14 protein-coding genes and 1 tRNA gene are annotated in these 12,958 nt (G+C 68.6%); 2 read left to right on the top strand and 13 right to left on the bottom strand.

The features are described from left to right. Positions 1–8: 8 nt before the first annotated feature. From WDN01_20160 to WDN01_20115, 10 genes are all read right to left on the bottom strand, one after another. Positions 9–102 (bottom strand) — tRNA-Ser (locus WDN01_20160). A 179-nt stretch (positions 103–281) separates the two neighbouring features. Further along, complete coding sequence (locus tag WDN01_20155; protein MEJ0028347.1) at positions 282–1,103, bottom strand: universal stress protein; 822 nt, start codon at positions 1,101–1,103, stop codon at positions 282–284. A gap of 13 nt (positions 1,104–1,116) precedes the next feature. Next, positions 1,117–1,971: a universal stress protein gene (locus WDN01_20150; GenBank protein MEJ0028346.1), complete on the bottom strand. Its 855-nt coding sequence runs from the start codon at positions 1,969–1,971 to the stop codon at positions 1,117–1,119. 81 nt (positions 1,972–2,052) lie between these two features. Continuing rightward, a complete protein-coding gene (locus WDN01_20145; GenBank protein ID MEJ0028345.1) occupies positions 2,053–4,704 on the bottom strand; it encodes a bifunctional acetate--CoA ligase family protein/GNAT family N-acetyltransferase in 2,652 nt (883 codons plus the stop codon). A 135-nt stretch (positions 4,705–4,839) separates the two neighbouring features. Then, positions 4,840–5,454, bottom strand: coding sequence for an NAD(P)H-dependent oxidoreductase (locus tag WDN01_20140; protein ID MEJ0028344.1), 615 nt, complete (start codon positions 5,452–5,454; stop codon positions 4,840–4,842). Between the two features lie 10 nt (positions 5,455–5,464). Next, entirely contained in the window at positions 5,465–6,424 is a 960-nt protein-coding gene (locus tag WDN01_20135; protein MEJ0028343.1) for a tetratricopeptide repeat protein, read from the bottom strand. Continuing rightward, positions 6,421–6,612: a hypothetical protein gene (locus WDN01_20130; protein MEJ0028342.1), complete on the bottom strand. Its 192-nt coding sequence runs from the start codon at positions 6,610–6,612 to the stop codon at positions 6,421–6,423. The genes WDN01_20135 and WDN01_20130 overlap by 4 nt, the downstream gene beginning before the upstream one ends. A gap of 22 nt (positions 6,613–6,634) precedes the next feature. Beyond that, positions 6,635–7,321, bottom strand: a complete 687-nt coding sequence (locus tag WDN01_20125) for a helix-turn-helix domain-containing protein (protein ID MEJ0028341.1) — start codon at positions 7,319–7,321, stop codon at positions 6,635–6,637. 123 nt (positions 7,322–7,444) lie between these two features. Further along, positions 7,445–8,056, bottom strand: coding sequence for a response regulator (locus WDN01_20120; protein ID MEJ0028340.1), 612 nt, complete (start codon positions 8,054–8,056; stop codon positions 7,445–7,447). Further along, a complete protein-coding gene (locus tag WDN01_20115; GenBank protein MEJ0028339.1) occupies positions 8,046–9,191 on the bottom strand; it encodes an ATP-binding protein in 1,146 nt (381 codons plus the stop codon). The genes WDN01_20120 and WDN01_20115 overlap by 11 nt, the downstream gene beginning before the upstream one ends. Before the next feature lie 123 nt (positions 9,192–9,314). Between WDN01_20115 and WDN01_20110 the strand changes: the two genes are divergently transcribed. Beyond that, on the top strand, positions 9,315–9,668 hold the full coding sequence (locus tag WDN01_20110; GenBank protein MEJ0028338.1) for a c-type cytochrome: 354 nt from the start codon (positions 9,315–9,317) through the stop codon (positions 9,666–9,668). Positions 9,669–9,846: 178 nt separating this feature from the next. Here the strand turns inward: WDN01_20110 and WDN01_20105 are convergent, their stop codons facing one another. Both WDN01_20105 and WDN01_20100 read right to left on the bottom strand, forming a co-directional pair. Next, on the bottom strand, positions 9,847–11,103 hold the full coding sequence (locus WDN01_20105; protein MEJ0028337.1) for a DUF4010 domain-containing protein: 1,257 nt from the start codon (positions 11,101–11,103) through the stop codon (positions 9,847–9,849). Beyond that, positions 11,103–11,318: a hypothetical protein gene (locus WDN01_20100; protein MEJ0028336.1), complete on the bottom strand. Its 216-nt coding sequence runs from the start codon at positions 11,316–11,318 to the stop codon at positions 11,103–11,105. Before WDN01_20100 ends, WDN01_20105 begins: the two co-directional genes overlap by 1 nt. 129 nt (positions 11,319–11,447) lie before the next feature. Between WDN01_20100 and WDN01_20095 the strand changes: the two genes are divergently transcribed. Then, positions 11,448–11,954, top strand: coding sequence for a ribose-phosphate pyrophosphokinase-like domain-containing protein (locus WDN01_20095; GenBank protein MEJ0028335.1), 507 nt, complete (start codon positions 11,448–11,450; stop codon positions 11,952–11,954). 36 nt (positions 11,955–11,990) lie between these two features. Here the strand turns inward: WDN01_20095 and WDN01_20090 are convergent, their stop codons facing one another. Then, a complete protein-coding gene (locus WDN01_20090) occupies positions 11,991–12,935 on the bottom strand; it encodes an aldo/keto reductase (GenBank protein MEJ0028334.1) in 945 nt (314 codons plus the stop codon). Positions 12,936–12,958 lie beyond the last annotated feature (23 nt).

The raw sequence follows: 12,958 nt of genomic DNA, 5'->3' as shown, positions 1-12,958 counted from the left end.
CAGTATGATGGCGGAGCCGGAGGGATTCGAACCCTCGATACGGCTTTTCAACCGTATAACGGTTTAGCAAACCGCCGCCTTCAGCCTCTCGGCCACAGCTCCCACCCTATTCTGGCGGAACGGCGTTCTGACAGAATAGCGACGCTTCTATTGCCTAAGCCGTTGGCATTCAAGCGTTTCGTGCCGCCGTGGCGCGGCGGCCGCTATCCCTTTGAAGGGACACGGAACGGGCCTTCCGCGAGCCCCGCGATCGTCGCCGATGCCGGACGGGATTGCGGGTCTCAATGCGCCAGCAGGATCGCCCTGTCGGCATCCGCCAGCACATGCGCGGTCACGCCGCCGAACAGCCGCTCGAGCAGACGGCTATGCCCATAGGCACCCAGCACCAGGAGATCGGCATCTTCGGCGCCCGCCAGAAGGGTTCGGCCGACCGGCACCGGCGCCGCCCCGAGCGTGCGGACCGATGCCGTCACGCCGTGCAGCGCGAGATATTCGAGCGCCTCGGCGGCGGCGATGCCGGTGCATTCGCCGACGACGAGAAGTTCCACGGTCCCGGCCTTCTCGAGCAAGGGCAATGCGGCCGTCATCGCGCGGGCGGCGGGAAGACTGCCGTCCCAGCCGACCGCGATGCGCGACGGCCGGGCAGCGACCTTGCCCGCGAGAAGGACCGGCTTCTCCGATTGCGTCAGGAGGCGGACGAAGGCCGCGCGCTGCGCGCCCTCCGCCGCGCCGTGCGGAAAGACGACGAGATCGGCGAACAACGCCGCGTCGGAAAAAACGCCGGCCAGCGCGCCCGGCACCTCGCGATAGGACGCCGACAGCGTGCCGCAGCGTGCCGCTCCGGCGCGGATGGCGGCATCGGCCTTTCGCGCCGCGCCGGCGAAGGCGAGCCGCGTTTCCTCCCGCGCGCCGGCGAGCCGTTCGCCGCGGGCCGGCACCGCCTCTCGAAGATCCGCGGCCGAAACGGCCTCGCGCGCGTCCTGGACCGCGTAGAGCGCGGTGACATGCGCGCCGAAGGGCGCGGCGGCGGCGAAGGCCGTGTCCAGCGCCACCGCATCGGCCGGCGTGCCGCTCAAGGCCAGGAGAATTTCCGCGATGGTCATCGTGCCCGTCCGTTCAATGCGCCAGCAGCACGGGCAGCCCGGCCCCGGCCGCCAGCGTTTCCGTGGCGCCGCCAAAGAGCGTTTCGCCGAGATGATCGTGGCCATAGGCGCCGGCCACCAGCAGGCCCGCATCCTTCGCGGCGGCGAGCAGCGCCTCGCCCGCCGACGCTTCGCCGGCGTCGATCTTGCGATGCTCGAAGGCGATGCCGTGCCGGACGAGATAATCGGCCAACGGTGCGGTGGACGCGCAGATCGCGCCGCGGCAGGCGACGGTGACGACCGTCACCGCCTCGGCGCGTTCGAGGAAGGGCATGGCGCTCGCCACCGCATTCGCCGCCGCCGAACTGCCGTCCCAGCCGAGGACGATGCGCCTGGGTTCGCGGGGCGCGCCCCGCGCCACCAGGATCGGACGGCGCACATCGCGCAGCACGTCGAGAAAGGCTTCGTTGAAGGCCTGGTCGTTGTCCCAGCAGATCGGTCCCAGCACCACGAGATCGCTGAGCGCCGCCGCGTTGCCGATGCCGACGGCGACATTGCCCCAGCATTGGCGGAAGGAGCAGGTCGGCGCCGCGTCCCGCATCGCCGCCGGCACGATGCGCACCGCTTCGCGGCCGCAGACCTCGCGCATCGTCGCGCGGGCGCGCGACGCGGCATCGTTGCCGTGGCGCGTCTGGCCCTCGATGATGGAGGCAATGGCATCGGGCGGCAGCGGCACGCCGACCAGCGGCACCGCGAGCGCCGGGTCTTCGTGGATCGCGAAAAGCTGGATATGGCTGCCGAAAGGCCGCGCCGCCGCAATGGCCGTGGCAATGGCTGCCGCATCGCAGGCGGCACCGCTGACCGGCACCAGGATCTTGGCAATCGACATATGGGACTCCGATGACGCCGGAACCTTTGCGCGTCGCCGCCAGAAGGGCATTGACCGAGGTCAGGAACGCGCGCGGAATTCTCAGAGCTTCAGCGTCGCACGCAGCATGGCGGGATCGTGCGGCGACGGCGCCAGGACGAGGCCCTGGTCGCGGCACAGCGCCTGCATCATGTGGTTCTCCGGCAGCACGTCGCCCCACAATTCGCCGATGCCGCGGGCGCGGGCATAGGCGATGAGGCGTGCCATCAGCAGCGTGCCGACGCCATGGCCCTTCAGGTCGCTGCGCACCAGGACGGCGAACTCGGCGCGGGCGCCGTCGGGGTCGGCGGCCAGGCGGACGACGCCGGCCATGGCGCCAGCATCGTCGAACAGGACCAGCGCCATTTCGCGGTCGTAGTCGATCTGCGTCAGCCGCGCCAGCATGGCGGGCGGCAGCATGGTCAGCGCTGTGAAGAAGCGCATGCGGATGTCCTCGGGCGCGAGCCGTTCGAAGAAGCGTTCGAACGCCGGGGCGTCTTCGGGGCGCACCGGACGCAGGGTGAACCGGCCAATGCCCGGCACAGCTTCAGCGTGGGTCAGTTCTTCCGGATAGGGGCGGATGGCGATGCGGTCTGGACGGGCGGCCGGCGCGATCTTGACCCGCGCATCGACCGCGATGACGCCGGTCTCGTCGGCGAGCAGCGGGTTGATGTCGAGCTCGGCGATCTGCGGCCAATCGCAGATCAATTGCGAGAGATGGACGAGCGTCAGCGCGATGGCGTCCATCGCCGCCGGCTTATGATCGCGATAGCCCTTGAGCTGTCGGCTCACGCGCGTCTTGTCGATCATCTCGCGCGCGAGCTTGAGGTTGAGCGGCGGCAGGCCGAGCGTCTTGTCGTCGATCACTTCAACCGCGACGCCACCCTGGCCGAACAGCAGGAACGGTCCGAAGGTCGCATCCGACGCCATGCCGAGGATCAGCTCATGGGCGTCGGGCCGGTGCACCATCTCCTGCACCAGGAAGCCTTCGAGCCGCGCCGAAGGCACGGCCTTCGCGATGCGGGAATGCATGTCGCGCGCGGCGGCACGCGCCGCCTCGGCGCCGACGATGTCCAGCACCACGCCGCCGATGTCGGATTTGTGCGTGATGTCGGGCGAAAAGATCTTGAGCGCCACCGGCCCACCGATCTTCGCCGCCGCCGCCGCGACCTCGTCCGCGTTCGCGGCGCGCATCAGGCGCACGAGCGGGATGCGGTAGGATTCGAGCAGCGCCTGCACCGACAGCGCATCGAGCCAGCCGGGTTCGGCCTTCGCGAGAATCGCCCGCGCCCGCGCGCGGTCGGGCTGCTCGCCCGGTGGGATCGAGGGCGGCACTTCCATCAGCAGGTTCTGAAGCCGGCGGTAGCGCACCATGTGCATGAAGCCCCGCGTCGCCTTTTCCGGCGTGTCGTAGCCCGGCAGTCTGGCGGCGGCGAAGGTGCGGCGCGCCTGCTCCGCCGAACGGGCGCCCAGCCAATTGGTCAGGATCGGGATCTTCGAGGTCTTCGCCGCTGCGGCGACCGCGTCGGCCGCCTCGCCGCCGGAAGCGACGGCGGTCGGGCAGTTGAGCACCAGGATCGCGTCCTGCTCGCGCGTGCCGGCGAGGATGGCGAGCGTGTCGGCGTAACGCTTCGCCCCGGCGTCGCCGATGATGTCGATGGGATTGGCGTGGCTCCAGGTCGGCGGCAGCACGGCGTTCAGCTTGGCGACGGTTTCCGGCGACAACGCCGCCAGCGCGCCGCCCTGGGCGATCAGCGAATCGGTGGCGAGCACGCCGACGCCGCCGCCATTGGTCACGATGGTCAGCCGCCCGCCCCTGATGTCGGGCCGCGACGACAGCGTCTCCACCGCGTCGAACACCTCGTCGAGATCGTTGACGCGCAGGATGCCGGCCCGCTCGAAAGCGGCGTCGTAGACCGCGTCCATGCCGGCGAGCGCGCCGGTGTGCGACGACGCGGCCTTGGCGGCGGCCGGGGCACGCCCCGCCTTGATGGCGATGACCGGCTTCAGCCGGGCCGCGGCGCGCGCCGCGGAGAGGAATTTGCGCGCGCTCGTCACCGCCTCGATATAGAGCAGGATCGCGGTCGTGGAATCGTCGGTCGCGAGATAGTCGAGCATGTCGCCGAAATCGACGTCGCTCATGTCGCCCAGCGAGACCAGGTGCGAGAAGCCGATGCCGCGGCCGTTCGCCCAGTCGAGCACGGTCGTGACCATGGCGCCCGATTGCGCCACGAAGGCGACGCCGCCTTTTGCCGGCATGGCCTGCGCGAAGGACGCGTTGACGTTCTGCGGCGTGGAGATCACGCCCAGGCAATTGGGCCCGACGATGCGCATCAGATGGGGCCTGGCGGCGTCGAGCATCGCCTGTTCCAGGCGGTGGCCCTCGGCGCTGCCAGCCTCCTTGAAGCCGGCGGTGATCACGATGGCGGCCCTGGTGCCGCGCGCGCCGAGCTCCGCGATCAGGCCGGGCACGGTCTCGGGCGGCGTGCAGATCACGGCGAGATCGGGCGTCAGCGGCAGGGCGGCAACGTCTTTATAAGACAGCGCGCCGGCGACCGCGGCATGATACGGATTGACCGGCAGGATAGGCCCGTCGAAGCCGGCGAGGCGCAGATTGTCGGCCGTGACCGCGCCGATGGAGTGCGGCTTGTTGCTGGCGCCGATCAGAGCGATGCTCTTCGGCTTGAAGAAGATGTCGAGATTGCGGACGGTCACGAGTCTCTCCGGGCAGCCTTTGTCATGCCCGCGCAAGCGGGCATCCAGGTCGCCGGCGACCAAGACTGGATTGCCGCTTGCGCGGGGATGACAGCACCAAACTAGCAGAATCTGGAGAGATGCCCTTGATTTCTCTCAACCCGCGGCGGCGAGGCGCGGACGTGCCGCGAAATGCCTGGCGAGCGTGGCGCGCACGGTGTCTCCATCGTTGCGGACCGAATCGGCGCGAATGCCGGGATGGATGCCGCCGAAATGGACGTGGTCGACCACCTCCAGCCCGCACACCGTGGCGAAATGGCTGTCGAACAGCGTGCGCATCGCGGCCCAGGCGCCGGACTGGATGACCCATTCGGTCGGCGCGCCAGAGGCGGTGAAGCTGATCATCTTGCGGCCCTTGAGCAGCGGCGCGTTGCCCGCGCCCTCGCGGCGATAGGCGAAGCCGAGGCCGAAGACGCGCTCCAGATAGCCCTTGAGGATCGCCGGCGGCGAATTGAGCCAGAGCGGATAGAAGAAGGCGAAGACGTCGACGTCCTGCAGCAGCGCACGCTCGGCGATCACGTCGTCCTTCAGCGCGAAATGCGGCGACCAGGGAATCTCGCTCTCGGCGAGCCTGGGATCGAAGCCCATCGCGTAGAGGTCGCGGAAGATCACCTCGTGGCCGGCGGCGAGTCCCGCTTCGCGATAGGCCGAAGCCAGCGCGGCGGTATAGCTGTCCGCATTGGGGTGGGCGACGATGACCGCGTGTTTCATGGCCGTTCCTTCAGGCGCCCGAGACGCCGTTTGGCTTCAAACGAAAGCCCATCGCGGCGAACCGCGCTTCGATCGTGCGATCGAGGAGGCGCGCCCACGCCAGATCGACGCGCGCCGAGGCGTCGCCGATCCTCTGTTTCGCGAGGCCGCGGCCGAACAGGGACGAGGCCTGTTTCGGCTCGAGCGCGAGCGCGCGGTCGAAATCCGCGATGGCAGCCGCGAATCTATTCATGCGCACATGGACGAAGCCGCGGCTGTCATGGGCGCTGGCCGAACGCGGCGCGAGCGCGATGGCACGATCGCAGTCGGCGAGCGCGGCATCGAGGCCGCTATTGGCGAGGACGCGCGTCCAGCAGCGCGAATTCCATGTCCGCGCCTCGCCGGGCTTGAGCGCGATGGCCCGGGAGAAATCCGCGATCGCCAGTGCGTAGCGGCCCCGCGCCTGATGGAAGTGCCCGCGCAGTTCGATGCCGATCGCGTTCTTGGGATCGAGCACGATGGCGCGGTCGTAGTCGGCGAGCGCCAGCGCATCGCGGCCCTGGGTGAAATAGACGTTGGCGCGGTAGCGATAGGCTTCCGGATTGGTCGGCGCGAGCGCGACGGCGCGGGAGAAGTCGGCGAGCGCCTTGCCGGGATTTCCGGCCAGCAGCCGCACATTGCCGCGCAGATCGAGGAGCGTGACGTTGTTCGGATCCAGATCGATGGCGAGATCGCAATGGCCGACCGCCGCCTTGAGTTGGCCCCGCGCCAGCGCCTCCAGGCACATCATCGTCAGGCGCGTGACCGCGGCATCGCGCTCGGACTCCGCTTGCCGTTGAAGCGCGGCGGCGGGCGCGCGGGTGTCGGCCGGATTGGGATGGGAAAGGCCGCGCGTGCTCCACAACAGCAGGACGAGCGCCACGAGAAGCAGGCCAGCGACGGCCAGCGCATGGTGCTGCCTGTAGGGACCGACGAACGGACGGGCGGTCAATGGGCCGCTCCCCTGGCGCGTTCGGCGGATGCGGCCTCGAAGCCCTGCCGGCGCAGGCGTTCGGCGATGGTCAGATAGGTCTGGCGGAGCTTGAGCAGCTCCATCCGGATCATCGGATCCTTCGCCTGGTTGGCGAGCGTGACGCATTCCTGCGCGCGATCCGCATATCCTTCGACGCTGTAAGGCATGGGTAGGCTCCCGTGGGGAAGATCACTCTTCGGGCTGCGCCGCGCGCCTGAGGCCCGCGGCGTTGCGGACGGTGATGGTGTGCCGGTCGGGAATGCCGATGATGCCCGACAGCTTCAGCTTGGTGAGCATCCGGCAGACGGTCTCGATGGTGAGGCCGAGATAGTCGGCGATGTCCTGGCGCGTCATGGGGATGTCGAGACGGGTCTTGTCGGCGCTGCGGCTGCGCTCCAGGAGCTGCGCCAGGAAATTCGCGACGCGCTCCAGCGCGCTCTGGCGTCCCAGGATGACGAGATGGTTCTGCGCCGACCACAGATCGTGGCGCAGATTGGCGAAGAGCTCGGCGCGGATTTCGCGGTTCTCGTCGCCCAGCCGTTCCAGCCGGCCGCGGGCATAGGCGACCACGGTGACGTCGTTCAGCGCCTCGGCGGTCATCGCGTGCTCCGCGAGCCAGTTGATGCCGATGAAGTCGCCGGGGAGCGCGAATTCGGCGATCTGGCGACGGCCGTCGGACATCATCTTGGAGAGTCGCACCGCGCCGGCGAGCACCTTGTAGGAATAGTCCGCGTCGTCGCCTTCGCTGAAGATCGTCGCATTGCGGTCGAAATGGCCGATGGTGCCGAGCGAGGCCAACGTCGAACGCGCCTCGGGCGCGCGGGGCATGGCGGGCAGCGGGACTCTTGCGGGGGTCAGATAACCTGCGGCGCTCATGGCTCTCTCCGTGTTCGACGAGAGCAAATTGACAGCCCGCAATGTCCGCAGAAATTGGGAGTTCTTCGTACGTAACGGGCGAAGAATCCGCCGCGCTACTTAGGGGGACTACGTACGTAGCGGCTACTTCGCGCCGCGTCCGAGCGACAGCCGCACCAGGTCGGCCAAGCTTCGCGCGCCGAGCTTGTCCATCACCCGGGCGCGGTGGACCTCCACCGTACGGGCGGAGATGCCGAGCTTGTGGGCGATCACCTTGTTCTGGTGGCCTTCGACCAGGAGATCGAACACGTCCTGCTCGCGGCCGGTCAGTGCCCGGCGCGCCGCGGCATCGACCGCCGCCGTGCCGACCGCGGCCGCCGTCGCGAGGGCGGCGTGCGCGAACGCATTTTCCAGCGCGCCCAGCAGAGCCGCCCGCTCGAACGGCTTTTCCAGGAATTCGACCGCGCCTTCCTTCATCGCCTGCACCGCCATCGGCACGTCGCCGTGGCCCGTCATGATGATCACCGGCAGGCCCGGGATCGTCCGGTTGATCTCGCGCTGCAGCGCCAGCCCGTCCATCTCCGGCATGCGGACGTCGGCGAGGACGCAGGTGTCGCGCGCCTGGATGCCGGCATCGAGCAGGGCGCGCGCGGATTCGAAGGCCTGAACGCGATAGCGCCGCGCCAGAAGGACCGCGAGCGAATCGCGCACATCCGGATCGTCGTCGACGACGCATACGGTGCGTTCACGCGTCATGCGGATCCTCCGGCGCCACGGCGACGGTGAAGCGGAACAGCGCGCCGCCGCCGGGATTGTCCGCCAGCGTGAGCTTGCCGCCATGCGCCTCCACGATGCCGCGGCAGATGGAAAGCCCCATCCCCATGCCGTGCGCCTTGGTGGTGACGAAAGGCTGGAACAGCTTCTCCGACACCTCCTTGGAGATGCCGGGCCCGCTATCGGCGACGGAGACGGCGACCTGCTCGGGCGCGGCGCGCGCGATCGTCACCGACAGGTCGCGGCGCGGCGATGTCTCCATCGCCTCGGCGGCGTTCTTCATCAGGTTGATCAGCACCTGCTGGATCTGGATGCGGTCGATCCGGACCGGCGGCAGGCCGGGCTCGATCGCAACCTTGAGCTTGATGCCGCGCTCGGCCGCGTTGATCTGCCCGAGCCTGATCGCCTCATCGACGGTGCGCGCGATGTCCTCCGGCACCATGTTGGGGCCGCGCTTCTCGAGGAAGCCGCGCAGGCGGCGGATGATGTTGCCGGCGCGCGTCGCCTGCTCGGCGACCTTGGCGAAGATCTCCTGCATCCGCGCGTCGCCGCGCTCCTCGGCGATATCGATGCAGGCATTGGTGTAGTTCAGGATCGCGGTCAGCGGCTGGTTCAGTTCATGCGCCAGTCCGGCGGCGACCTGGCCCATGTCGGTGAGGCGGCTGACATGCAGCATCTCGGCCTGCAATTCCTCGATCCGGCGGTCCTGTTCCAGGCCTTCGGAGATGTCGGTGATGATGCCCAGGAAAATACGGTCGCCGCGCACCACGCCCTCACCGACCGAGAGCCGCAAGGGGAAGGTGGTGCCGTCCTTGCGGCGGCCGGAGACCTCGCGGCCGATGCCGATGATGTGCTTCTCGCCGGTCTTCACATAATGGTGGAGATAACCGTCATGCTCGGCATGATAGGGCTCGGGCATCAGCATCTTCACATTGCGGCCGATCACCTCCGGCGCTTCGTAGCCGAACAGGGTCTCGCACGCCTTGTTGTAGACCCGGACGATCCCCTTCTCGTCGATCATCATGATGCCGTCGACCGCCATGCCGATCAGCGCGTCGAACAGCGAGCCGCCGTCGTCGGTCGCAAGGCGCGTCGGGGGCATCGGCTTGGCGGTCATGGGCGGACGCGATTTTCGAAGGCGTGTTGATTGCGGTCAAGGCGAATAACGTCTTTACCCGTTAACTTGCCATATGTGGAAGCGCATTCCCGTGCGGGGGCGGGCGCTGGAAGGAAACTGGCCATGCGCGTCTTCTTCGGCACTCTCGGTCTCACGCTTGTCTTTGCCACCGCCGCCGCGGCGGGCATGCCCGATGCGGCGCGCGGCCGCGGGCTCGCCATCGAGGCTTGCTCCGCCTGCCACCAGGTGACGGCGCGCCAGCCGCGCCCGGCGCCGGTCGCCGATCCCGACACCGCCGAGGCCGTCGCGGCGCCGTCCTTCGCCGCCATCGGCGGCAAATTCCGCCACGACGCGGCAGGTTTGCGCGCCTTTATCCTGGCGCCCGATCATCCGATGCGCGAACAACGCTTCGTGCCGCGCGATCTCGACGACATCGTCGCCTATATCCGCGCGCTCGGGCACTCGCCGCGTCCTTGACCTCGCTCAAGGTTTGCGGCGTCCCGATTGTGAATGATCGGCCCGTTCGATCTTCCCAAGAGGAGTTGCTCATGCCGGTCGAGAGCGAAATCTTTCTCATCATTCTCGTCGTGTCCTTCGTCACCTTCGGGCTCGCGCTGGCCTATGGCTCGGTCGTCGCGCCCGGCAAGCCGAAGCGCTAGCCGAGAACGAACCAGGCGGCGGCAGCCACGGCAGCCGCTGCCGCCGCCGAACCCAGCACGATCGCCGCGAAGACGCGCGAGCCCAGCAGCAGCGCGACCGTGCTCTTGCACACGATATTGGCGCCGGCCGCGACCATGACGACCGTCGCGGCGTAAGACGGCGCGATACCCGCCCCCGACAGCTTCGCGGCCGACAGCGTGATCGGATCGACGTCGACCGCACCCGACACCGCCGCGAGCGGCACCAGGCTCATCTCGTGGGTCCACGACCCCGAAAGCTTTGCGGCCAGAAGGACGACGGCGAGCAGCAGGCCGAAGCGCAGCACCTCGCTCAGTTCGAACGGATCGGCGAGCACCAGCGGCGACGGTTCCTCGTGCTTGCCGGCGCGGATGTAGAGGCCGAGGGCGACGATCGCCAGAAGCGCCGCGGGCGGGCCGAGCGTCGCGGCCAGGGGCACGAGCATCGCCGGCGCGATCGCGACGGCGATGGTCGACTGGCGCAGCAGCGACACGGTCCACGCCGCCGTCACGCCGGAGGCCAACGCCACGGCGCTCGCGGGGCTCTTCTTCGAAAGCCGGGAATAGGCGAGCGTCACCGCCGTCGACGACACCAGCCCGCCGGCCGCGGCGGCGTAGATCAGGCCGGCACGCTCGCCCGCGACGCGCACGCAGATATAGCCGACATAGGACACCGCCGCGATCACCACCATCATCAGCCAGAGCTGGCGCGGATTGAGCGCATCCCACGGATCGACGGTGCGGTCGGGCAGGATCGGCAGCAGCACGAAGGTCATGGTGAGGAGGAGGAGCGCGGCGCGCAGCTCGCTCCAGCGCAGCCGCGACACGAAATCGTGCAGTGCCTTGCGCTCGGCCAGGACGATGGTCGCGGCGATGCCGGCCGCAGCCGCCGCGGCCGCGTCGCCGATCACGGCATAGGCGCCGAACGCGAAGGTGACGAGGCCGGCAATCATGCCGGTGGCCGAGGAACTGCCGGCGGCGGCGGCCTCGCGCCACACGAAAGGCAGCAGCCCGGCGGCGAAGGCGACGATGGCAAAGCCGAGGAAGAGCGGCCCGGCGAACCCGCTCAGGAGCGCCGAAACGCCGCCCAAAAGGCCGATCAGGGCGAAGGTGCGCACGCCAGCGGCGCGGCTGCCTTCCTTGCCGTCGCGCTCCTGCCAGCCGCGCTCGACCCCGACCAGAAGGCCGATGGCCAGCGCCAGAAGCAGCCGCTGCAGGATGACGAGCGTGTCCACTAGGGCCGCATGAACATGAAATCGGCGTCGGGATCGCAGTTCTCGGCGACGAATTGCAATTCGGATCTCACATCGGCCACGCCGCGGGTCTCCAGATATTTCTCCACCACGCAGTTTAGCATGTAACGCGCCGTACTTTCCGCGTCATAACCGGCGGCGACGGCTTCGGAGATCGCCAGGTCGAAATGCCGTTTCGCGATGCTCGCCGCGCTCATGATGTGTATCCCTGCAAACCGACCGGAAGCTTCCCGCGGATCGGGTTTGCCGGTCATTGAGGCGCGTCAAATCCCCAAGGCCTTGCGTTCGATCAATCGGACGCTCCGAGACAGGGCCTTAAGTGTGCCATGGCAACCACGAGCAGGCTCGTCCTCATCCCGCTTTCCGGCAACGAGGCCATCGCGGCTCGGCTGGCCGGACTGCTCGACGGCGAACTGCGCATTCCCGAGATGCGGCATTTGCCCGACGGCGAGCCCCGTTTCCGCCTCGACATCGACCTGCATGGCCGGCGCGTGGCCCTGGTCTGCGCGCTGGACGATCCGGACGCAAAATTCCTGCCGCTGCTGTTCGCGGCCCGCACGGCGAGCGAACTGGGCGCCGCCAGCGTCGGGCTGGTCGCGCCCTATGCCGCCGATATGCGGCCGGACCGGCCTTCGGGCGAGGCGCCGTCGTCCCGGCTGTTCGCCGCGCGGCTGTCGCCGCAGATCGACTGGCTGGTGACGGTCGAGCCGCATCCGCACCGCGGTCCATCGCTCGAAGCGATCTATGACGTGCCGACACGCGTGCTGGACGCCGCCGGCGTGGACGACATCGCGCCGCTGCTCGCCCGCGGCATCGCCGAGATCATGATCTGACGCGCATCGCGGTGTCTCGACGCGCATGGCCGTCGCCTAATTCCCCGATACCGAATCGACCCGGCCGAACAGTTCTTCCAGCCTCGCCAGCGTCTTCGCCGGCAGCGGACCGCGCAGGATCGAGGCGACGTTCTCCTTCAGGTGCTCGACCTTGCCGGTGCCGGTGAGCACGATGTCGATGCCGGGCTCGTGGCGGCAGAAGCGGTAGGCGGCGTCGACGATACCTTCGGTGCCGTCTTTCAGGAAGCCCAGCGGATCGGCGGCGTCGAGCCTGGCGCGGTCGATCTGGCCGGCCTTCTCGATCTCGGAGAGCGCATCGTTGAGACCTCGCGGATCGGAGAGGGCACGGCGCACCGCGAACATGTCCTGCACGCCGACCTTGTGCGCCTGGGTAAGCTTCAGGACGTCGCGGCGGGCCGACGGGTTCAGCAGATTGAAGCCCACCATCACCACATCCCACATGCCGGTCGGCACCGCGGCGGTCAGCATCTTGTGCGAGGTGTCGCTGCCGAAATGTTCGGTGATGCCGAGGAAGCGGATTTTCCCCTGCTCGCGCGCCTTGATCAGCGCCGGCACGATCTCCGCCGCGACATAGTCGAGCTGGGCCGACACGATGCCGTGCAGATTGTAGAGATCGATATAGTCTGTGCCGAGACGCTCGAGATTCTGCTCGAGATGTTCGAGCACCTGCGCCCCGGTGAAGGACGGCGTCTGGCCGCCGCTCCACGAACCGATCGCCGTCTTGGTCGAGATATAGACCTTGTCGCGCAGGCCGCGCACGGCCGCGCCGACGATCGGCTCCGTGCCGTAAGCGGCCGCCGTGTCGATCCAGTTGATGCCCAGATCGATGGCGCCGCGGACGACGGCGACGCTCTGTTCCGTCGTGTTGCCGTAGGCCTGGCCGAGCCGGCTGTGGCCGCCGCAGCCCAATCCCGCGACGCTGACCTTCAGGCCGGTGCGGCCGAGTGTTTTGTAGTCCATGGATGGAGCATACCGCCTGCCCT

This window comes from Rhizomicrobium sp. (genome assembly GCA_037200985.1).
Taxonomy (GTDB): Bacteria; Pseudomonadota; Alphaproteobacteria; order Micropepsales; family Micropepsaceae; genus Rhizomicrobium.
This window is presented reverse-complemented; position numbering and strand designations above follow the sequence as displayed.

Coding starts and splice junctions, on each gene's coding strand:
- WDN01_20155 (MEJ0028347.1), bottom strand. CDS start 1,103: ATGACCATCGCGGAAATTCTCCTGGCCTTGAGCGGCACGCCGGCCGAT.
- WDN01_20150 (MEJ0028346.1), bottom strand. CDS start 1,971: ATGTCGATTGCCAAGATCCTGGTGCCGGTCAGCGGTGCCGCCTGCGAT.
- WDN01_20140 (MEJ0028344.1), bottom strand. CDS start 5,454: ATGAAACACGCGGTCATCGTCGCCCACCCCAATGCGGACAGCTATACC.
- WDN01_20130 (MEJ0028342.1), bottom strand. CDS start 6,612: ATGCCTTACAGCGTCGAAGGATATGCGGATCGCGCGCAGGAATGCGTC.
- WDN01_20125 (MEJ0028341.1), bottom strand. CDS start 7,321: ATGAGCGCCGCAGGTTATCTGACCCCCGCAAGAGTCCCGCTGCCCGCC.
- WDN01_20120 (MEJ0028340.1), bottom strand. CDS start 8,056: ATGACGCGTGAACGCACCGTATGCGTCGTCGACGACGATCCGGATGTG.
- WDN01_20115 (MEJ0028339.1), bottom strand. CDS start 9,191: ATGACCGCCAAGCCGATGCCCCCGACGCGCCTTGCGACCGACGACGGC.
- WDN01_20110 (MEJ0028338.1), top strand. CDS start 9,315: ATGCGCGTCTTCTTCGGCACTCTCGGTCTCACGCTTGTCTTTGCCACC.
- WDN01_20100 (MEJ0028336.1), bottom strand. CDS start 11,318: ATGAGCGCGGCGAGCATCGCGAAACGGCATTTCGACCTGGCGATCTCC.
- WDN01_20095 (MEJ0028335.1), top strand. CDS start 11,448: ATGGCAACCACGAGCAGGCTCGTCCTCATCCCGCTTTCCGGCAACGAG.
- WDN01_20090 (MEJ0028334.1), bottom strand. CDS start 12,935: ATGGACTACAAAACACTCGGCCGCACCGGCCTGAAGGTCAGCGTCGCG.